At 71.4% G+C, this 19,413-nt stretch carries 19 protein-coding genes; 9 read left to right on the top strand and 10 right to left on the bottom strand.

Annotated features, from left to right (window positions below; all coding sequences use genetic code 11):
- Positions 1 to 528 (top strand): ribulose-phosphate 3-epimerase (locus G472_RS0124475; RefSeq protein ID WP_029010481.1); only part of this gene is annotated, 528 nt, incomplete at its 5' end.
- A 92-nt stretch (positions 529 to 620) separates the two neighbouring features.
- Positions 621 to 875: a GlsB/YeaQ/YmgE family stress response membrane protein gene (locus tag G472_RS0124470; RefSeq protein ID WP_029010480.1), complete on the top strand. Its 255-nt coding sequence runs from the start codon at positions 621 to 623 to the stop codon at positions 873 to 875.
- An 87-nt stretch (positions 876 to 962) separates the two neighbouring features.
- Here G472_RS0124470 and G472_RS0124465 read toward each other — a convergent pair whose 3' ends face one another.
- The 3 genes from G472_RS0124465 to G472_RS0124455 all read right to left on the bottom strand — a co-directional run bounded on the left by G472_RS0124465 (position 963) and on the right by G472_RS0124455 (position 3,114).
- Positions 963 to 1,739, bottom strand: a complete 777-nt coding sequence (locus G472_RS0124465) for a PhyR family response regulator anti-anti-sigma factor (RefSeq protein WP_029010479.1) — start codon at positions 1,737 to 1,739, stop codon at positions 963 to 965.
- A gap of 129 nt (positions 1,740 to 1,868) precedes the next feature.
- Complete coding sequence (locus tag G472_RS0124460; protein WP_169732854.1) at positions 1,869 to 2,369, bottom strand: thermonuclease family protein; 501 nt, start codon at positions 2,367 to 2,369, stop codon at positions 1,869 to 1,871.
- Positions 2,370 to 2,415: 46 nt separating this feature from the next.
- Positions 2,416 to 3,114 (bottom strand): SOS response-associated peptidase, encoded by a 699-nt coding sequence (locus G472_RS0124455; protein ID WP_029010477.1) that lies wholly within the window; start codon positions 3,112 to 3,114, stop codon positions 2,416 to 2,418.
- 126 nt (positions 3,115 to 3,240) lie between these two features.
- Here G472_RS0124455 and G472_RS0124450 point away from each other — a divergent pair, with 126 nt between their 5' ends.
- A complete protein-coding gene (locus G472_RS0124450) occupies positions 3,241 to 5,553 on the top strand; it encodes a xanthine dehydrogenase family protein molybdopterin-binding subunit (protein ID WP_029010476.1) in 2,313 nt (770 codons plus the stop codon).
- Between the two features lie 329 nt (positions 5,554 to 5,882).
- Here the strand turns inward: G472_RS0124450 and G472_RS0124445 are convergent, their stop codons facing one another.
- Positions 5,883 to 6,365: a peroxiredoxin gene (locus G472_RS0124445; protein WP_029010475.1), complete on the bottom strand. Its 483-nt coding sequence runs from the start codon at positions 6,363 to 6,365 to the stop codon at positions 5,883 to 5,885.
- Positions 6,366 to 6,407: 42 nt separating this feature from the next.
- Complete coding sequence (locus G472_RS0124440) at positions 6,408 to 8,525, bottom strand: protein-disulfide reductase DsbD family protein (protein WP_029010474.1); 2,118 nt, start codon at positions 8,523 to 8,525, stop codon at positions 6,408 to 6,410.
- A 152-nt stretch (positions 8,526 to 8,677) separates the two neighbouring features.
- Between G472_RS0124440 and G472_RS0124435 the strand changes: the two genes are divergently transcribed.
- Entirely contained in the window at positions 8,678 to 9,253 is a 576-nt protein-coding gene (locus G472_RS0124435; protein WP_029010473.1) for a YqgE/AlgH family protein, read from the top strand.
- 28 nt (positions 9,254 to 9,281) lie between these two features.
- Here G472_RS0124435 and G472_RS35430 read toward each other — a convergent pair whose 3' ends face one another.
- Positions 9,282 to 9,725: a hypothetical protein gene (locus G472_RS35430; RefSeq protein WP_051341219.1), complete on the bottom strand. Its 444-nt coding sequence runs from the start codon at positions 9,723 to 9,725 to the stop codon at positions 9,282 to 9,284.
- 246 nt (positions 9,726 to 9,971) lie between these two features.
- On the opposite strand from G472_RS35430, the gene G472_RS0124425 reads away from it, so the two are divergent.
- The 4 genes from G472_RS0124425 (at position 9,972) to rodA (ending at position 13,876) form a co-directional block, all read left to right on the top strand.
- Entirely contained in the window at positions 9,972 to 11,105 is a 1,134-nt protein-coding gene (locus tag G472_RS0124425; RefSeq protein WP_029010472.1) for an alpha/beta fold hydrolase, read from the top strand.
- A gap of 44 nt (positions 11,106 to 11,149) precedes the next feature.
- On the top strand, positions 11,150 to 11,878 hold the full coding sequence (locus G472_RS0124420) for an RluA family pseudouridine synthase (RefSeq protein WP_051341218.1): 729 nt from the start codon (positions 11,150 to 11,152) through the stop codon (positions 11,876 to 11,878).
- Positions 11,879 to 11,960: 82 nt separating this feature from the next.
- A complete protein-coding gene (locus tag G472_RS0124415; protein WP_029010470.1) occupies positions 11,961 to 12,590 on the top strand; it encodes a TetR/AcrR family transcriptional regulator in 630 nt (209 codons plus the stop codon).
- Between the two features lie 116 nt (positions 12,591 to 12,706).
- Complete coding sequence (gene rodA / locus G472_RS0124410; protein WP_029010469.1) at positions 12,707 to 13,876, top strand: rod shape-determining protein RodA; 1,170 nt, start codon at positions 12,707 to 12,709, stop codon at positions 13,874 to 13,876.
- A gap of 24 nt (positions 13,877 to 13,900) precedes the next feature.
- On the opposite strand, the gene G472_RS0124405 is transcribed toward rodA, so the two are convergent.
- From G472_RS0124405 to G472_RS35420, 4 genes are all read right to left on the bottom strand, one after another.
- Positions 13,901 to 15,205 carry a hemolysin family protein gene (locus G472_RS0124405; RefSeq protein ID WP_029010468.1) on the bottom strand — a complete coding sequence of 435 codons (1,305 nt, stop codon included), beginning with the start codon at positions 15,203 to 15,205 and terminating at the stop codon, positions 13,901 to 13,903.
- A 34-nt stretch (positions 15,206 to 15,239) separates the two neighbouring features.
- Entirely contained in the window at positions 15,240 to 15,884 is a 645-nt protein-coding gene (locus G472_RS35425) for an exopolysaccharide biosynthesis protein (RefSeq protein WP_245593574.1), read from the bottom strand.
- A gap of 134 nt (positions 15,885 to 16,018) precedes the next feature.
- A complete protein-coding gene (locus G472_RS0124395) occupies positions 16,019 to 17,449 on the bottom strand; it encodes an FAD-dependent oxidoreductase (protein ID WP_029010467.1) in 1,431 nt (476 codons plus the stop codon).
- 41 nt (positions 17,450 to 17,490) lie between these two features.
- Positions 17,491 to 18,603: a polysaccharide pyruvyl transferase family protein gene (locus tag G472_RS35420; protein WP_051341216.1), complete on the bottom strand. Its 1,113-nt coding sequence runs from the start codon at positions 18,601 to 18,603 to the stop codon at positions 17,491 to 17,493.
- A gap of 191 nt (positions 18,604 to 18,794) precedes the next feature.
- Here G472_RS35420 and G472_RS35415 point away from each other — a divergent pair.
- Positions 18,795 to 19,413: AMP-binding protein (locus G472_RS35415; protein WP_035693657.1), on the top strand; the 619-nt coding region annotated here is incomplete at its 3' end.

Genomic DNA, 19,413 nt, shown 5'->3' with positions numbered 1-19,413 from the left:
CCCAACATCACCATCGGCCCCGGCGTGGTGAAGGCCCTGCGCCCGCACACCGCGCGCGTCTTCGACGTCCACCTGATGATCGCGCCGGTGGACCCGTACGTGCCCGACTTCGTCAGGGCCGGCGCCGACATCGTCACCGTCCACGCCGAGGCCGGGCCGCACCTGCACCGCACCATCCAGCTCATCAAGAGCCTGGGGGCGAAGGCCGGCGTCTCGCTCAACCCCTCCACCCCCCTGTCGGCCCTGGATTACGTCCTGGACGACCTGGACCTGGTGCTGATCATGACGGTCAACCCCGGTTTCGGCGGTCAGAGCTTCATCGCCAACCAGTTGCCCAAGATCCGCGAGCTGCGCCGGCGCATCGACGCCCTGGGCCGGCCCATCGACCTCCAGGTCGACGGCGGCATCAACCCCGAGACCGCCCGCCTCGCCATCGACGCCGGCGCCGATGTGCTGGTCGCCGGCACCGCCACCTTCACCGGCGGACCGGAGAAGTACGCGGAGAACATCGCCCGCCTGCGGGGGTAAGCCCACCCCGCCCGCGGAACCCGTGGGCGGGCCGTGAACCAAATCCGTCGGCGGCCGTTGATGGCAGCGGGTTACGGATTTGGGAGAGCGTTATGGAAATCCTCTGGACCATCATCATCGGCCTCGTCGCCGGCGTCATCGCCAAGCTGCTGATGCCGGGGCGCGATCCCGGCGGCTTCATCGTCACCACGCTGCTCGGCATCGCCGGCGCCTTCCTGGCGACGTGGCTGGGCTCTGCGATCGGCTGGTACCGGGCCGGAGAAGGGGCCGGCCTGATCGGCGCCATCGTTGGCGCGGTCCTCATCCTGGCCATCTACCGGATGATCGCCGGCCGCCGGGCCGCCTGACAGACGGGCGCGGCACCCCGAAATCGGACGGCAGGACGTCGGACCACAGGGCGGTGCTGCGGCGCCGCCCTTTCCTTTGCAGGGGGGTCAGGCGCAGGCCACCGGGGTCGGCATGAAGACGACGCGGGAGATCGCGTCGCGGATGGCTGCACCGGTAAAGGGCTTGCGGACGACATGGCCGAGATGGCGCGCGCCCAACTCTTCCAGATCGCCGTCGAAGGCGGTCACGAAGATGGTGCGCAGGCTGCGCTGCTCGCGCAGGCGGCGGGCGATGTCGATCCCGTTGTCGCCGTCGGCGAGCCGGACGTCCAGCAGCGCCAGCGTCGGCCGGGCCGACTGCAGAAGCTCCAGGGCCTCGCGCTCGTTGGCGGCGGTGCCGCACAGGACATGGCCCATGTCGGCGATGACCGAACCGATCTCCATGGCCAGGATCGGGTTGTCCTCCACCACCAGCACCCGCTGGGTCAGCGCGTCACGCACCCGTTCACGTGCCCGCGTCAGCTTCTCCGACGCTTCCGTGGCAGGGACGAGCATGACCTTCGCCAGTTCCGCCGGCGCCAGCCCCTCCAGCGTCGCCAGCAGGTAGATCCGCCGTTCCTCCTCCGGCAGCAGGGCCAGCGCCCGCTCGATCGGGTGCGGCGACGGGGCCGGACGACCGCCGTTCTCGTCGAACAGCAGGTTCAGCAGGGCGTACAGCGCCGCCCGCGACCCATCGGCCAGGCCGAACCGGGTGGGCGCCATGACGGCCACCTCCACGGCGTCGGTCACCAGATCGTCCCCGCTTTCCGTCGCGCCGGTCAGGGCGCGGGCGTAGCGGCGGAGATAGGGCAGGTGCTCGTAGAGCTGTCGTGAGTATACGCGCATGTCCCGGTGTCTCGTGCCGGTTTTCAACCGCCGGAGCCCCGACGGTTAACCCATCGTTAACCTACCATGCCCCGGGGGTCGGGCGAACCGGAAAAAAGGCCGAGCCTCCCTCCCCCGACGGTGCAGGGATCATCGCGCCTCTTCCCGCACCTTTCGGGACCGCCACTGCCACGGCTTTTCCACCTGCCCCGCCCACAGGCCGAGTCGCTTGCTTTGGGCATAGGCTTCGCTCTTCTGGTAGGTGGAGGTCAGGCTCCGGTACGTGAAAGCCCAGCCCCGGGCCACCATGGCACCGCCCAGGTCGAAGCCGCGCACCCGGCACTCACCGATGAACAGGCCGTTGCGGTCACGCTCGGCGATGGTGCAGTCGACCTCGTTGCCCTCCACCAGGGCCGCCAGGACGCCGGTGGCGATGCGGTGGCAGTCGAAGGGGCTGCCGTAGCGGTTGCGGCAGATCTGGCCGGGATCGGGGGCGTCGATGCCCATCAGGCGGACCGGCGTCCCGGCGACGCTCAGCAGATCGCCCTCCAGGGCCACCGCCGCCCCGGTCAGCCGGTGGTTCGGGTGGTTGGCCGTCCGGCCGGCGGCGGCCGGCTCCGCCAGCGCCGGCAGCGCGATGAGGACGGCCATGATGGCCGCGACGCGGCGGGCAAGCGGCCCGGCCGCCGCCGGCCGCTCAGAACAGGTCGGGCTGCGCATCGGCGGGGGCCAGGCAACCGGCATCGTCATTGTGCACGCTGTTGACGCGGGTGGACACCGGCGTGGCGGTGAGTGTGGCGTCCGGTGCCGGACGCAGCAGGGCCGCCACCTCCGGCGGGTCCGTGGCCGGGTCCAGCCACAGGTCGGCATCGGCGGGATCGAGAACCACCGGCATGCGGTCGTGCAGCGGTGCCAGCGCCGCGTTCGCGGTGGTCGTCACGATGGTCACCGTCTCGAGCGGCTCCGGCAGCGGTGCGCCCTTCGGTCCCGGCCACCGCTCCCACAATCCGGCCATGGCAAAGGGAGCGCCGTCGTGGCGCCGGATGACGTGGGGCCGCTTGCGCTTCTCCCCCGGCACCGTCTGCCATTCGTAGAATCCGTCGGCGAGCACGAGACAACGGCGGTGTCGAAGGGCGCTGCGGAACGTCGGCTTTTCGGCCAGGGTCTCGGCCCGCGCGTTGATCATGCGCGCGCCTATGGCCACATCGCCGGCCCACGGTGGCACCAGCCCCCAGCGCAGCAGCGCCAGGTGCCGTCCGCCGCCGTCGCGGCGCACGGCCGCCACGTCCTGTGTCGGCGCAATGTTGTAGCGCGGCATGAGGTTGGGCCGTTCGGGAAACCCGAAGACCTTCCCCATTTCGGCCACCGGCGTGGCCAGAAGCAAGCGTCCGCACATGGCCGGTAGAGTGGTGCCGGCAGCCCCCCTTGGCAAGCCCGCCCTCCGTCGGGCTTTCCCGCGACGGTCGGCACCCCTATCCTGGCCCGAGCAGAGCCCCTCTTGAGCGCAGCGAGGCAGCCCAGCATGAAGTTCGGCATCGGACAGGCCGTCCCCCGCACCGAGGACCCCCGCCTGCTCACCGGCCGCGGCCGCTACACCGACGATGTGGCGCCGGCCGGGCAGACGCGGGCGGTGTTCGTCCGTTCCCCGCACGCCCATGCGGAGATCCGCGCCATCGACACCGCCGAGGCCGCGGCGATGCCGGGTGTGCTGGGGGTGTTCACCATCGCCGACCTGGATGCGGACGGCATCGGCGGCATTCCCTGCCAGGCGGCCCTGAAGAACCGGGACGGCAGCACCCTGGCGACGGAGCCGCGCCCGGTGCTGGCGCGCGGCCGGGTGCGCCATGTGGGTGAGGCGGTGGCGCTGGTCGTCGCCGGGACCGAGGACGCCGCCCGCGACGCGGCCGAGCGGGTGATGGTCGATTACGACGATCTGCCCGCGGTGACCGGCTTGGCGGAGGCGCTGGAACCCGGCCGGCCCCGGCTTTGGAACGAGGCACCGGGCAATCTCTGCTTTGACTGGGAGATGGGGGACGCCGCCGCGGTGGAGGCCGCCTTCGCCGCGGCGGACCGGGTGGTGGCGCTCGATCTCGTCAACAACCGGGTGGTCGCCACCCCCATGGAAGGACGCGCCTGTCTGGGTGCGGTCGAGGACGACGGGCGGCTGGCCCTCACCGTCTCCAGCCAGGGCGTCCATGCCCTGCGCAACCAGCTCATGGCGATCTTCTCCCTGCCCCGGGACCGCATCCGCGTCATCACCCCCGACGTCGGCGGCGGCTTCGGGATGAAGCTGTTCATGTATCCCGAATACATCGCCTGCCTATGGGCGGCCCGGCGCCTGAACCGTCCGGTCAAATGGACGTCGGAGCGCACCGAGGCGTTCCTCAGCGACGACCACGGACGCGACCACCGGACCCGCACCGAACTGGCACTGGACCGCGACGGGCGGTTCCTGGCGATGCGGGTGGACACGCTGGCCAACATGGGGGCGTACCTGTCCAACTACGGTCCCTTCGTGCCCACCGAACTGCACGCCCCCATGTACGCCGGCTGCTACCGCACGCCGGCCATCCACGTTCGCGTGCGCGGCGTCTACACCAACACCCAGCCGGTGGACGCCTACCGCGGCGCCGGCCGGCCGGAGGCGGCGTACGCCCTGGAACGCTCGGTCGACCATGCGGCCCGTGCGATCGGCCTCGATCCCGCCGAGATCCGCCGGAGGAACTTCATCCCGCCCGATGCCATGCCGTACGCCACCCCGCTGGGCAAGACGTACGACACCGGCGACTTCGCGCGGAACCTGGAGGACGCGCTGAGGCTGGCGGACGCGGCGGGCGCCGGCGCGCGCAAGGCCGCGGCCCGCGCACGCGGCCGGCTGCGCGGCCTGGGCATCGCCACGTACATCGAAGCCTGCTCCGGCGGCGGGCCGGAACAGGCGACGGTGGACATCCTGAAGGACGGCCGCGCCGTGCTGATGATCGGAACGCAGAGCAACGGCCAGGGCCACGAGACCGCATACAAGCAGATCCTCGCCGACCGTCTGGGGCTGGCGCCCGAGGACATCGAGGTGGTGCAGGGCGACACCGACCGGGTGTCGTGGGGGGCCGGCACGGGGGGCTCCCGCTCGGTTCCCGTCGGCGGCGCCGCCCTGTCGAAGAGCGCCGAGCGCGTGGTGGCCAAAGCCGCCGAGGTGGCGGCCGAACTGCTGGAGGCGGCGCCGGTGGACGTGGAGTTCGCGGCGGGCGTCTTCACCATCGCCGGCACCGACCGCACCGTGTCCCTGAAGCAGGTGGCCGAAAAGGCTGCGGGGGCCGGGGCCGTGGCGTTCTCGGAACGGGCGCGCTGGTCGCCGCCGGCCGACACCTTCCCCAACGGCTGCCACGTCTGCGAGGTGGAGGTGGACCCGGACACCGGCACGGTGGAGGTGGTGCGCTACACCGTGGTGGATGATTTCGGCACGGTCATCAACCCGCTGCTGCTGAAGGGGCAGGTCCACGGCGGGGTGGTCCAGGGCATCGGCCAGGCCCTGCACGAGCGGGTGGTGTTCGATCCCGACACCGGCCAGCTCCTCACCGGATCGCTGATGGATTATGGCCTGCCCCGCGCCGCCGATGCGCCACCGATCACGGTGGAGTTGAACAGCGTGCCCAGCACCACGAACGCCCTGGGCATGAAGGGCGCCGGCGAGGCCGGGGCCATCGGCGCACCGCCGGCGGTCATCAACGCGGTGGTCGACGCCCTGTCCGACTGCGGCATCGCCCATGTGGACATGCCGGTGACCCCGGAATACCTGTGGCGCCTGGTCCGCAGCGCCAACGCCGCGACCGTCCCCTGACGCCGCGCGGCGGGTTCGGTTCTCGCCGCGGGGAAGGAGTATGGGAATGGTGGTGTGGGCGTGGTCGAGGCGGGCCCCACCCACCCCTCCCCCACTGCGCGGGGGAGGGCTTGTGTTCCTCCCCCCGCACAGTGAAGGGAGGCCAGGAGGGGGGGGCGCAGCGTGGGGACTCTGCGCGATGGATGTCCCTCCCCGTCCTCCGGCGCGACGCAATGCACACCTATTGCGGCGCGGCATCATCACCTCTCCCCGGAGGGGAGCGGGTTTCCGTTTCCACTCCCTGCCGGCGTCGCGAACCTCCCGGCGAAGCCCGGGGGCGGGGTGCGTCCTTACAGGACTTCCAGCACCGCTTCGGCCGAGGACACCTCGAACTTGCCCGGCGCCTCGACGGCGACGTGGGTGACCTTGCCGTCCTCGGCCACCAGGGCGAAGCGCTGGCCGCGCAGCCCCAGGCCGTAGCCGGTGCCGTCCATGGTCAGGTCCAGCGCCTTGGTGAGGGCGCAGTTGCCGTCCGGCAGCATCAGCACCTTGCCGTCGATGGCGGCCTTCTCGCCCCACGCCTTCATGACGAACGGGTCGTTGACGGCCAGGCAGACGATGGTGTCGACGCCCTTGGCCTTCAGTGCGTCGGCCTGCTGGACGAAGCCCGGCAGGTGCTTGGCCGAGCAGGTCGGGGTGAAGGCGCCGGGCACCGAGAACAGGACGACCTTCTTGCCCTTGAAGATCTCGTCCGTGGTGATCTCCTGCATGCCGTTGTCGGTCAGGTGCTTCAACGTGACGGACGGGATGGCGTCGCCAACCTGGATGGCCATGGTCTCTCTCCCTTATGGATGATTGGTGTCCCGGACGACGTTCTATCCCCCCGCCCCACCCCCGGCAAGGGCCGTCGCGCCGGCGCGGTCCAGGGCGTCGATCACCGCCCCTTCGCTGAGCAGCTCGGGCAGGGCGATGCCGTCGGGCGCGCCGGGGCCGTACACCACATTGAAGGGAATGCCATAGCGCCCGTGACGGGCCAGATAGGCAGCGATCCGCTCGTCGGGCTTCGTCCAGTCCGCGCGCATGGCCACCACGCCGCCGTCGGGCCCCAGCCGCCGGGCCACCGCGCCGCGCTCGACCACCAGCTTCTTGTTGGCCTGGCAGGTGATGCACCAGTCGGCGGTCACGTCGACGAAGACCGTGCGCCCCTGCGCCACCAGGGTGCGGATGGCCGACTCGTCGAAGGCGGCCCAATCGGCGCGCCCGGCCACCGGTGCGGCGTCGGCCTGCTGGCCGAACTGCACCGGCACCGCGAAGGCGACCAGCGCCACCGCGCCGGCCAGCGCGGCACCGGCCCAGCGCACCCGGTCGGCCAGCCGGTGCCCCAGCCACAGGGCGAGCACCAGCGCGACCATCAGGGCGGCCACCAGGCCGGCCGCCGCCCCGCCCGCCTGCACCGCCATGACGGTCAGCAGCCACACCCCGGTCAGTGCCAGCGCCGCGCCCATGACCCGGCGCAGGGCCACCATCCAGCGCCCCGGCCGGGGCAGCAGCCGGGCCACGCCGGGGAAAGCCGCCACCAGCAGGTAGGGCAGAGCCAGCCCGACGCCCAGCGCCGCGAACACCGCCACGATCTCCGCCGGTCCGTTGGCCAGGGCGAAGCCCACCGCGGTGCCGAGGAAGGGGGCCGAGCACGGGGTGGCCAGCAGCGTGGCGAAGGCACCGGTGACGAAGGGACCGGCCAGACCGTGCCCCTCCTCCGGTCCGGCCAGGGTGTCGGCGACGAAGCGGGGCAGCGGAATCTCGAACAGGCCCCAGAGGTTGGCGGCGAAGAGGGTAACCAGCACGACCATGAACACCAGGAACAGCGGCTGCTGGAACTGGATGCCCCAGCCCACGGCCGCACCGGCGGTCTTCAGCCCCACCATGACGGCGGCCAGCACCAGGAACGAGGTGACGATGCCCGCCGCCGTCGCCAGGAAGCCGGCGCGCACCACCGCCGGCGCCCGCCCGGCACCGCCGTGCTGCACCACCGACACCAGCTTCAGCGACAGCACCGGCAGCACGCAGGGCATCAGGTTGAGGATCAGGCCGCCCAGCAGGGCAACCGCCAGCATGGGCAGCAGCGCCGGTACGGCCGGAGCGCTTCCCTGCCCCGCCCCGGCGGGCAGGCCGGGGGCGATGGTCACCGCCGCCTCCATGGCCCGCACACCGTCGACCACCGTCAGCGTCGCCGCCCGTCCGGCCAGGTCAAGCCCCGGTTCGGGCTCCGACGCCTCCAGCAGCAGCGTGGCCAGGCGGTCGCCGTCGGCAAAGGTGACCCGCGGCGCCTTGAAGGTGACGGGCGGGTCCATCTCGACAAAGAGGTCCGGGGAAACCAGAACCTCGCGCCCGGCCACCTGCACCGCCAGCACCGTCCCGGCAGCACCGGCGGCGCGGATCTCCAGCCCCGGCGCGCGGCCGTCGCCGGGCACGCCGGCCTCCGCCCGCGCCACCGCGTTGGCCTCCGGCCCCGGTGCCGCCGGTCCGGCCGGCAGGGCCAGCGCCACATCGACGCGTTCGGGAATGCACAGGTCGGCGCACACCAGCAGATCGACGGTGGCGCGCAGGTCCAGCGGGCGGCCCGCTTCCGCCGGCAGGGCGGTGACGGGGAACACCACCTCCCCGTCGTAGCCGACGGTCTCGATGCCCAGCGTGGTGAAGCGCAGCGGTGCGGGGTAGGACAGCACCGCCTCCCGCAGGTTCTCCGACCCGTCCCAGGCGACGCGCGGCGGCAGGCCGGCGTCACCCGGAGTGCGCCAGTAGGTTTTCCAGCCCGGCTCCAGCCGCACCTCCAGCGCCAGCGGGATGCGGGTCAGGTCGCCCGTGCCCTCCACGGCGGCGATCAGCCGCGCCTCGACGGGACCGGCCTTGCTCCACGGCCCGGCGGCGGCCAGCACCGTCCCCGGCAGGGCGAGGATCAGAATGGAGAGGAGGAGGACGGCAAGCCTTTTCATCGCGGTCGCTGTTCTCTATCTGGTAACGATGCGGTGACACCCGCCCGCTATAATTGGTGACAAGCCTCGGCCCGCGCTGTCACATCCGGTGACGGCGGCCGCGGGGACCGGCTCCCCGGGCTTTCCCGCCCAGGAAAGAAGGATAACCGCCTATGCCGTACTCGTCCAAGCCCCCCGAGTACCTGACCGGCCAGCTCCTCGTCGCCATGCCCACCATGACGGATCCGCGCTTCCAGCGCACGGTGATCTATATCTGTGCACACAACGCCGACGGCGCCATGGGGCTCGTCATCAACAAGCTGTTCGGGTCGATCACCTTCAACGACCTGCTGGAGCAGCTGGGCATCGAGCAGTCCGCCGCCGGGGAGAACATGCCGGTGCATTATGGCGGTCCTGTGGAATCGGGGCGCGGGTTCGTGCTGCATTCCACCGATTACGTGCGCGACGGCACGCTGCTGGTGGACGATGAAGTGGCGCTGACCGCCACCATCGACATCCTGCGCGCCATCTCGGAAAACCGCGGTCCGCGCCAGACCCTGCTGCTGCTGGGCTATGCCGGCTGGGGCGCCGGCCAGCTCGACGCGGAAATGCAGGCCAACGGCTGGCTGAACGTACCGTGCGACGACACGCTGCTGTTCGACCGCGACCTGGACACCAAATGGGAACGCGCCATCGCCAAGCTGGGCGTCAGCGTCTCCATGCTCTCCGGCGAGGCCGGGCACGCCTGAGGCGGACCCGGACCCGCCGTCGTCGCCGTTATTCGGCGGCGACGGGATAGGCGATGGAGCGGCAGGGCAGGAAGACCCCCGCCTCGGTCAGGACACGGCCGAGGTCGCGGGCGGCGGCCGACGCCATGCACAGAGCCACCAGGGGCAGCCAGCGGTCGAGCATGTCCATGCCCGCCGCGTCCTCGCCGTGCTGGAAGGCGCCCAGCGCCTCCAGCAGGTGCTGCTCGTCGGCGCCCAGCGCCGCAGCTCCCGGACGTTCCACCTGCAAGCGGCGGCCGCTGTCGGCATCGGCGGCGAAGACGCCGAGCAGGGCAAACAGGGGCAACAGCGCCTCCGGCGGGATGCGGGCCGCCGCCAGGGACAGCCGGATGGGCACCATGGCCTTGGCCGTGCCGGAACGGAACCAGATCCGCACCGCGGACACCAGCGCCCGCTCGCCCTCGCTCAGGATGTCCAGGCTCAACGGTTCCATGCGTCGCATCGCGTTTTCCCCCATACCATGATCGGCGGGATCATAACCGGCTCGCTCCGATTTTGCGAGTCATTATCATTTGCATGGCTGCGGCCTGCCGCCGCACATCAGCCCGCGCCACGGCAGCGTGAGCGCGGCCGGTGACAAAAGGAGGACCGACGGGGCCGGTAAAGTTCGCGTTAAGTGCGAATCAAAAATCCTGGTGGCACTCGACCGATCGACCCTGGACCTTCGGAGCCTGACCGGATGATTCGCACCCTGGGAATGACCCTGCTGTTTCTCGTGGCCATCGGGACGGCGCTGCCGGCCGCCGCCCAGATCCGTCTGGTGCCGGCCTATGGCGACGCATCACTGCGCGGCCCGGCGCGTGCCGCCGGCGTCGTGGTGTGGAGCCACGGCCGGTCGGTGGAGTCCGAGGATTCGGAGGCGCCGACGCCCGCCTATCTGAAGGCGTTGGGCGAGGCGGGGTGGGACGTCTACCGCCTCGACCGCATGCGCGTCTCGGACACGCTGGGCAACAGCGCGCAGGCGCTGGCCGGCCACGCCGAGGCTCTGCGCGCCCGCGGCTACCGCCGGGTCGTGCTGACCGGCCAATCGTTCGGCGCCTTCATCTCGCTGATCGCGGCCGGCCGGACCGACGCCGCCGACGCGGTGATCGGTACCGCGCCCGCCGCCTACGGCAACTTCACCGAAGCCTACGACACCTACCGCGAGAACGCCCGCCAGCTCTGGCGCCTGCTGCGCGGCGTGCGGTCGGCCCGGGTGATGCTGTTCTTCTTCCATGGCGACGACTTCGACCCCGGCGGGCGGGGCGACGTGGCGCGCGCCATCCTGGTGGAGCGCGGCCTTCACCACCTGGTCGTCGACCAGCCCGCAGCACTGACCGGCCACGGTGCGGCCAACACCGGCCTGTTCGTGCGCCGCTTCGCCGGCTGCATCGTCCGCTTCGCGGAAGCGGCGCCGCGGCCCGACGACCCGCCCTGCGATGCCGCCTGGGGCCGCACCCCCAGCGACACCTTCCTGCAAGCCGCTCTGCCCGGCTCGTCCCGGGCGCCGGCACTGCCCGACCCGTCCGCCGGGCAATTCCTCGGTCGCTGGTACGGCGCCTACGTCAACGGGCGCGAGGTGCTGCTGAACGTGGAACGGGTGGCGGGAAACCGCGTCGAGGCGGAATACGTCCTCGGCCCCGGCATCGACCCGGACCAGCGCTTCGAGCGCGTGCGCCGCACCGGCCGGCTGGAGGACAACCGCATCGTCTTCGACGAGCCCGGCCGCAACGTCCTGCGTTACCGCCTGCGCCACGACGGCCGCCTCGCCGCCACCTGGGAGGACCGCAACGGCCCGTCCCGCCTGGACACCGTGCTGCGCCGGGTGAATTGACGGACGCGTTGCATCGCGGGGGCGGGCGTGCTTGGCTCCGGGCCATGCTCCCGCCGTTCCCCGCCCCCGACACGCCCATCCCGCCGGCTCCGCTCCTCAGCGACGCGGACCTGCGGGGCCGCATCCTGCACCTCGACCCCGACGTGCTGGTGCTCGACAAGCCGGCCGGCCTGGCCGTGCACGCAGCGCACCGGATCGAGCACCATCTGGGCCACTACATGGCGGCCCTGGCGCTGGACGCGCCGGAGCCGCCACGCCTCTCCCACCGCCTGGATCGCGACACCGCCGGCTGTCTGGCGCTGGGCCGCACGGCTTACGGAGCGACGCGGCTGGGCAAGCTGTTCGCCGCCGGCCGGGTCGCCAAGACCTACTGGGCCGTGGCGGAGGGCGTGCCGGAGCGGCCCGAGGGGATCATCGACCACCCGCTCCTCAAGCTGAAGGAGCCGGGCTCAAGGGGCATCGTTCCGCACCCGGACGGGCAGCCGGCCCTCACCGAATACCGGGTGCTGGGCAGCGACGGCAGCCGCTCGTGGCTGGAGCTGACACCGCGCACCGGGCGCACCCACCAGCTCCGCGTCCACTGCGCCGCCATCGGCTGCCCCCTGGTGGGGGAGCCCTATTACGGGCCGGAGCGGCGGCCGCCGGGAAACCTCCACCTGCTGGCCCGCGCCATCGCCTTCCGCCTGGACGCCGACCGGCCGCCGGTCGCCGCGACGGCCCCGCCGCCGCCCCATATGGCCGAAGCCCTGCGGGCGTGCGGCTGGCGGGCATAGAGATGGCGCCGACGATTCGGGTTGCCAGACGTGAACCACACGGTTTAGTCCGGTGCGGCAGGCAGGAGAGACGGAGACGGCGATGATGGACGCGGCGGCCCCCGCCCCGGAGGAAGGCTCGAAGCCGGCACAGATCCTGGCGGCGGCGAGCCGGCTGTTCCTGGACAGCGGCTACGGCGCCGTCAGCATGGACACCGTCGCGCGCACCGCCAACGTGTCCAAGGCCACGCTTTACGCCCATTTCCGCAGCAAGGAGGAGCTGTTCGCCGCCATGGTCGCCGGCGAATGCCGCCACCTCATGCCCTGCCTGTCGCCGGAGGAGGTAAACCGACTGGACCTTCCCGATGCGTTGCGTCTCATCGGACGCCGGTTCCTGGGCCTGGTGCTGTCGCCCAAGGCACTGGCCGGCTACCGCATGGTGATCGGTGAATCCCCGCGCTTTCCGGAACTGGCCCGTGCCTTCTATGAATCCGGACCGGCCCGCGGGCTGGAGCAGGTAACCGCCTTCCTGGCCGACGCCGACGCCCGCGGCCGCCTGCGCGTGCCCGCCCCCGCCCTGTCGGCCGAACGGTTTCTCGTCATGCTGAAGGGCGACCTGCACCTGCGCCTTCTGCTGGGCATGCGCGAGCCCCCCGCCCCCGACGAGGTGGACCGGCAGGTCGACGCCACCGTCGCCTTCTTCCTCGACGCGCACGCCGCACCGGAGCCGTGACCGGAGCCGGTATCCTTAAAGAGCCCGGACCGCGAACGGCTTTACCCGCACCGGCGGCCCGGGGCAGTATCGCGGCGCGCCGGCAACGGCGCGGGATTCGGGGGTAAGCGCAGGACATGGTCGCCGTTCTTCAGCACGGGTCGGGGGGCCTGGCCCCGCAGCGGCCGCACCTCACGCTCGGCACCAAGATCCGCATGATCAACTGGGGGCTGGTGCTGCTGGTCTGCATCATCTCCGGCATCGGGATCGCCCTGCTCTACTCCGCCGCCGGCGGCCAGTGGGACCCCTGGGCACGTTCCCAGCTCATCCGCTTCCTGCCCGGTGTCGTGCTGATGCTGGGCATCGCCCTGGTGGACGTGCGCATCTGGATGCGCTTCGCCTACCTCATCTACATGGGCGTGCTGGTGCTGCTGATCGCCGTGGAGATCATGGGGCACATCGGCATGGGGGCGCAGCGCTGGATCAACCTGGGCTTCTTCGTGCTGCAGCCGTCGGAGTTGATGAAGCCGGCGCTCACCCTGGTCCTGGCGCGCTATTTCCACGGCCTGACGCTGGAGCAGATCGGCCGTCCGCTGGTGCTGATCCCGCCGCTGATCCTGGTGTTCCTTCCCGTCGGCCTGGTGCTGCTGCAGCCCAACCTGGGCACCGCGCTGCTGCTGGTGCTGGGCAGCGGGGCCATCTTCTTCGCTGCCGGCGTGCGGCTGTGGAAGTTCATCCTGGCGATCGGCGCCGGGCTGGCCGCCATCCCCGTGGGGTGGGAGTTCCTGCACGACTACCAGAAGCAGCGTGTCTACACCTTCCTCGATCCCGAAACCGATCCGCTCGGCGCCGGCTACAACATCCTGCAATCCAAGATCGCCCTCGGCTCCGGCGGCCTGTTCGGCAAGGGCTTCATGATGGGTTCGCAGAGCCAGCTCATGTTCCTTCCGGAAAAGCACACCGATTTCATCTTCGTGGTGCTGGCGGAGGAGTTCGGCATGGTGGGCGCGCTGGCGCTTCTGTTTCTTTACTTCCTGCTGCTGATCTACGGCTATGTGATTTCGCTGTCGTGCCGCAACCAGTTCGGGCGGCTGCTCGGCGTCGGCATCACCACCAGCTTCGCCCTGTACATGTTCGTCAACGTGTCGATGGTCATGGGCCTGATCCCGGTGGTCGGCATCCCCCTGCCCCTGGTCTCCTACGGCGGCACGGCGATGATGACGCTGCTGATCGGCGTCGGCCTGCTGCTCAGCGTCTCGGTACACCGGGAGATCCGCATCCCCCGCTCGGGAGTCAGCGACGTTTGATCCCGGAGTGATCCGCGGCTCCGGTCAGGCCGGGCCCATCGTGGCAGACTCCTCGGTGCGGATCATCACCTTGTCGATGCGCCGGCCGTCCATGTCGACCACCTCGAAGCGCAGGCCGCGCCAGGTGACGTGCTCCGCCGTCACCGGCAGATGGCCCAGCCGGTCCAGCACGAACCCGGCCAGGGTGTGATAGTCGCCCTCTCCGGCAAGGCCCGAGAGGCCGAGCAGGGCCTCCACCTCGTCGATCGGCGTCATGCCGTCCAGCAGCCACGACCCGTCGTCGCGCCGCACCGCCCGCTCCCGCGCCTCGCCGGGCACCGGCAGGTCGCCGGCGATGCTCTCCAGGATGTCGGTGACGGTGACGATGCCCTCGACGCTGCCGTACTCGTCGACCACCACCGCCATGCGCACGGTGGCCTCGCGGAACAGTTCCAGAAGGCGGATCACCGGTGTCCCGTCGTGGACGATCAGGGCGTCCACCATGGCGGCACGCAGGTCGAAGGGCTGGCCGCGCAACGCCCGGTCCAGCAGGGTCCCGGCGGCGACGATCCCCTGCACCTCGTCCACCTGGCCGTGGCACACGGGGAACCGCGAGAAGCCGGCCGCCGCGATCTCCCCGGCCACCGCGTCGGGCGGATCATCGGGGTCCAGCCAGACGACGGCATGGCGCGGCGTCATGATGGCGCGCACCGGCCGGTCGGACAGGCGCAGCACCCCTTCGATCATCTGCCGCTCCGCCGGCGCGAAGACGCCGGAGCGGGTCCCCTCGCGGATCAGGAGTTTCACCTCCTCCTCCGTCACCGTGTGGGCCCGTGTCGCCGGCAGGCGCAACAGCCGCAGCAGCCCCTCGGTGGACGCCGCCAGCAGCCAGGTGAACGGACCGGCGATCCGCGACAGGGCCGTCATGGGCCCGGCCACCGCCATGGCGATCGGCTCGGCGTGGGCCAGGGCCATCCGCTTGGGCACCAGTTCCCCGACGATCAGCGACAGATAGGTGATGGCGGCAACGATCAGGGCGAAAGCCACCCCCTCCCCGTACGGCGCGATCCAGACGACGCTGTTGAGCATCGTCCCAAGCGGCTCGGCGAACGCAGCACCGCCGTAGGCACCGGCCACGATGCCCACCAGCGTGATGCCGATCTGCACCGCGGACAGGAAGCGGCCGGGGTCCTCCGCCAGGGCCAGCGCGGCGCGGGCGCGGCGGCTGCCGTGCTCCTCCGCGAGCTGTTGCAGGCGGGCCCGGCGCGCCGAGATCACCGCCAGCTCCGACAGGGCGAAGAATCCGTTGACCAGGATCAGCAGCAGGATGACCAGCAACTCCCCGATCATCGCCCGCATTCTCCCCCGATGTGCGACGGTGCGGTCACGTGAAAAGCCCGTTGAACAGAAAAGTCACCCCGTGGAACAGCCCGGTGACCACGGCCAGGACGACGCCCAGCGCCAGCACCGACGCCACCAGCCCGGCCAGGACGAACGCCCCGTCCTTCTCGATCAGGCCCAGGGCGATCAGCGCGATCGCCAGGGCGGGCGGCTGGTTGCCGAAGACGATGGGCAGCGACAGGACGACGGCCAACACCACCACGACCAGCCCCACCGCGCGTTCAGCCAGCGGCGACGTCAGCGCGGGCAGGCGCGGGCGCAACAGCCGCCGCTCGATGCGTCGGACATGGGGATGGGCGCGGGCCACCACCTTCAGGAAGACGGCGCGGTCGATGCCGACCGCCGCCAGCCGGCGCGGCAGCCAGGGGGCGCGCCGTCCCAGCGCCATCTGCGCCGCCACCAGGGCGGTGACCAGCCCGGTGGCCGTCGACAGGCCGGGCACCGGCAGGACGTTGGGAATGGCCAGCAGCAGCAGCAGCGCACCGAAGGCACGGTCGCCCAGGATCGCCAGAAGGTCGCCGAGCACGATGCGCTCGCCGTGCTCGTGGGCCAGAAAGTCATCGAGCACCTCCGACGCCCGCTTTCGGGCGCCTTCGGGCTCGCAGGCCGGGCGGATGTCGGAAGTCACGGACGCGGGGTCTTCGGTCACGACGGGTCCCGCGGCGGCGCCGCGGCGTTGAACGGGGCCCATGGGCCGGAACGGTCGCTCTCTTCTACAGGATCGCGGCCGCGAAGGCCAGGACGACGCTTATCCTCCTGCCGTCACGAGGCGTCTGCCGGTTCACGCAGCAGCGCGCCCTGGCGCAGCAACTCCCGCTGCACGGCGGCCACCGGCACGGCGCGCGCCGTGGTGCGCCGGCGGGCCGCCAGGGCACCGCAGACCCCGGCGGCCTGACCGGTCGCCATGCAGGTCGGCGTAACACGGTAGGAGGAATGGGCCTCGTGGGTTCCGGAGATGCAACGCCCGGCCACCAGCACCCCCTCCACTCTCTGCGGCACCAGGGCCCGCATGGGGATCTCGTACCACTCCCCGGGCTTGACCCGCCGCAGCACGGTGCCCTTGCCCGTAGGGTTGTGGATGTCCACGGGGTAGGTGCCGCGGGCCACCGCGTCGTCGAACTTGCGGGCGTCCAGCACGTCGTCAACGGTCATGGTGTAGGCGCCGACGACGCGGCGCGTCTCGCGCACGCCCACCGCCACGCCGCTCTGGGTGACGAAGGAGTCGGCAAAGCCCGGCACGCGCTCCTTCAGGAAGGCGGCGATCTGGGCCATCTGGTAGCGGCTCTCCCATTCCGCCCGCGTCAGGTCCCAGACGCTGGTCCCCAGGACGCCGGTCACACGGGTGCAATTCAGCGCCACCTCCCCCTCGTGGGTGGTGGCAAAGAACAGGATGTCCTCGCGCGGCAGGTCCAGATCGCCGGCCGCGGCCGCCTCGGCCACCAGGTTCCACAGGCCGTGCACGCCCCGCCACTGGGTGGGGTTGGCCCGGACGTACTCGAAGAACTCCCGCCGCCGGAACCCGGCCTGGCGGAACATCAGGGTCATGGGCTGGGTCAGCCCGTCCTCCTCCCGCCCGATCTCGTAGTCGCAACCGGACAGGGCGGCGATGTCACCGTCACCGGTGCAGTCGACGATGGTGCCCGCCTCCACCACCACCGGGCCGGACTTGGTTTCGAACACCACGCCGGTGGGGTGGCCGTCATCACCCAGCACGCCCGAGGCAAAGGCGTGCAGCAGCACCCGCACCCCGGCCGCGTCAAGAACCTGCTGCAAGGTGACCTTCAGCACCTCCGGATCGAAGGGCACGGTGAAGCCGGTGTCCAGGGACGGCCGGATGCCGCCATGGTTGGCGAACAGCCGCTCCAGGATGGTGGCCAGCGCGCCGCCCACCACCGCCTCGCCCGGCGGGTGGTCGTTGGGCATCAGGCTGGTGCTGATGGTGTCGGCGACGGATCCCTTCTGGGTGTAGAAGGACATCCACGGCATGACCAGGGCCGCCGTGGCGTTGCCGCCCAGGAAGCCGTAGCGCTCCACCAGCACCGTGTCGGCGCCGGCCTGCGCGGCCCCCAGTGCCGCCCCCAGCCCCGCCGGCCCGCCACCGACCACCAGCACGTCGCAGCGGCCGGCGACCGTCGCCCGGCGGGGCGGCAGGGTGATGTGTCCGGGATCGGACGGACGGGTCAGGATTGGCACGATCGCTCCTCCTTCTCGGTGAACGGGTTCTCCGTCAACCGTCAGGCGGCGCGGGCGTCGCGGGTGCCGATGGCGCGGGCCGCCAGCGCCGCCGTGCAGCGGGCGCGCTCCTGAAGGCCGGGAACCCGCTCGCGCAACAGCGCCACCTGCTCCGTCCGGTGGTCCCACAGCCGGTCCAGGTCGGCCAGGAAGGTGCCGGCGGTCGTCGACAGGGGCCGTGGCCGGATGCCCAGCGAGGTGAGGAAATCCGCGACCTTGGAGGCGTAGGGCAGCGAGATGAAGGGCGTTCCCGCCACCGCCGCGAAGATCATGAAGTGCAGGCGCATGCCCACCGCCAGGTCGAGATGCTGCATCAGGCCCATGACCTGGCGCGGCGTGTAGGCGTAGGGCAGCAGGTGGGCCTGCTCCGCCCGCACCATGTGGCCCATGACGCGGTGGGACTCCCTCACGTCGGCGCGCTCCATGGGCACGAACACCACGGTGGCGTCGTAACGTTCCACGATGTAGTCGGCCGCCTCGGCGAGAAGCTGGTGGTAGGCGGCCTCCGACAGGTCCGGGGCGGCCACGCCCTGCTCGCGCACGGACATGCCCACCAGCGGCCGGCCGCGCGGCACCCCCGCCTCGGCCAGCATGGCGTCGGTGAAGGGCTCCGGCGTCAGCAGCAGGGCCGGGTCGGCGGTCACCACCACCGGCACCTCGACGCCGATCTCTTCCAGCAGCCGCTTGGCCGACGCCTCGCGCACGGTGATGCCGGCCATGCGGTTCATGCCGTCGCGCACCGCGTTGCGCTCCATCTGCCCCTTCAGCGGACCGACGCCGATGGCGAAGGTGTGGGTGGGAACCCCCTTTTGCTGGGCGATCACCGCTTCGCGCAGATAAGTCTGGGCCTCCGCGTCGTAGAGGATGCCGCCGCCGCCCAGCAGCAGCAGGTCGAGCCGCTCGACCTCCGGGGTGATCTCGTCCCGCACGGCGTCGCGCGGGTTGACCACCCGGTCGACGGCGTGGTGCCGGCGGGTGTGGTCGGCATCGCGGGAGAACACCACGATCTCCACGTCGGGGACGGTTGCGCGGAGCTGTTCGACGGCGGAGGTCAGGATGGCCTCGTCGCCCAGGTTGAGTCCGCCATAGGACCCGGAGATGCCGATGACCGCCACGCCTGTCTCCTTGCGCCGGTGGGGCGGCCACCGCCCCGGTGTGGCCTAAACCCCGCCCCCGGGCGAAGGTTCCGGATGCCGCTGCGGTGCGAAACGCCACCGCGGGGCACAGCGTTCCCCTGCGCAACGGTTTGCTCTAAAACGATGAACGGCAGCCGACCAAGAAGACCCCGACCTTAGGGAGGACAACCGTGGACACACCCCTGTGGCAACCGTCCGGCGAGCGTGTCGCCGCGTCGAACCTGACCGCGTTCCGTGAGGCGGCCAACCGGCGCTTCGGCCTGCACCTCGCCGATTACGAGGCGCTGTGGGACTGGTCGGTGGCGAAGAAGGAGGATTTCTGGCGCTTCCTGTGGGAGTGGGCCGGCGTGGCCGGCGAGCCCGGCGAGCGCGTGCTGGTGGACGGCGACCGCATGCCCGGTGCGCGCTGGTTCCCCGACGCCCGCCTGAACTACGCCGAAACCGTTCTGGCCGGTGCGCCGGCGGGTGACGCCGTGGTCTTCCGGGGCGAGGACAAGGTGCGCCGCCGCTGGAGCGGGGCCGAGCTGAATGCCGAGGTGTCGCGCCTGCAGCAGGCGCTGAAGGCCGCCGGGGTCGGCGTCGGCGACCGGGTCGCCGCCTATATGCCCAACATGCCCGAGACGCTGGCCGCCATGCTGGCCACCGCCGGTCTGGGCGCCACCTGGTCCTCCTGCTCCCCCGACTTTGGCGCGCAGGGGGTGGTGGACCGCTTCGGCCAGATCGAGCCCAAGGTCCTCTTCTTCCCCGACGCGTACTGGTACAACGGCAAGGCCCACGACGTGCGCGCCA

The sequence above is a fragment of the Azospirillum halopraeferens DSM 3675 genome (assembly GCF_000429625.1).
In the GTDB taxonomy this organism is placed as follows: Bacteria; Pseudomonadota; Alphaproteobacteria; order Azospirillales; family Azospirillaceae; genus Azospirillum; species Azospirillum halopraeferens.
This window is presented reverse-complemented; position numbering and strand designations above follow the sequence as displayed.

What these genes read in the sequence shown, in the direction of transcription:
- G472_RS0124415 (WP_029010470.1), top strand. Translation starts at nt 11,961, where the DNA reads ATGATGGACGCGGCGGCCCCCGCCCCGGAGGAAGGCTCGAAGCCGGCA.
- G472_RS0124440 (WP_029010474.1), bottom strand. Translation starts at nt 8,525, where the DNA reads ATGAAAAGGCTTGCCGTCCTCCTCCTCTCCATTCTGATCCTCGCCCTG.
- G472_RS0124425 (WP_029010472.1), top strand. Translation starts at nt 9,972, where the DNA reads ATGATTCGCACCCTGGGAATGACCCTGCTGTTTCTCGTGGCCATCGGG.
- G472_RS0124450 (WP_029010476.1), top strand. Translation starts at nt 3,241, where the DNA reads ATGAAGTTCGGCATCGGACAGGCCGTCCCCCGCACCGAGGACCCCCGC.
- G472_RS0124455 (WP_029010477.1), bottom strand. Translation starts at nt 3,114, where the DNA reads ATGTGCGGACGCTTGCTTCTGGCCACGCCGGTGGCCGAAATGGGGAAG.
- G472_RS0124435 (WP_029010473.1), top strand. Translation starts at nt 8,678, where the DNA reads ATGCCGTACTCGTCCAAGCCCCCCGAGTACCTGACCGGCCAGCTCCTC.
- G472_RS0124470 (WP_029010480.1), top strand. Translation starts at nt 621, where the DNA reads ATGGAAATCCTCTGGACCATCATCATCGGCCTCGTCGCCGGCGTCATC.
- G472_RS0124405 (WP_029010468.1), bottom strand. Translation starts at nt 15,205, where the DNA reads ATGATCGGGGAGTTGCTGGTCATCCTGCTGCTGATCCTGGTCAACGGA.
- G472_RS0124460 (WP_169732854.1), bottom strand. Translation starts at nt 2,369, where the DNA reads ATGGCCGTCCTCATCGCGCTGCCGGCGCTGGCGGAGCCGGCCGCCGCC.
- G472_RS0124420 (WP_051341218.1), top strand. Translation starts at nt 11,150, where the DNA reads ATGCTCCCGCCGTTCCCCGCCCCCGACACGCCCATCCCGCCGGCTCCG.
- G472_RS0124445 (WP_029010475.1), bottom strand. Translation starts at nt 6,365, where the DNA reads ATGGCCATCCAGGTTGGCGACGCCATCCCGTCCGTCACGTTGAAGCAC.
- G472_RS35430 (WP_051341219.1), bottom strand. Translation starts at nt 9,725, where the DNA reads ATGGAACCGTTGAGCCTGGACATCCTGAGCGAGGGCGAGCGGGCGCTG.
- rodA (WP_029010469.1), top strand. Translation starts at nt 12,707, where the DNA reads ATGGTCGCCGTTCTTCAGCACGGGTCGGGGGGCCTGGCCCCGCAGCGG.
- G472_RS0124465 (WP_029010479.1), bottom strand. Translation starts at nt 1,739, where the DNA reads ATGCGCGTATACTCACGACAGCTCTACGAGCACCTGCCCTATCTCCGC.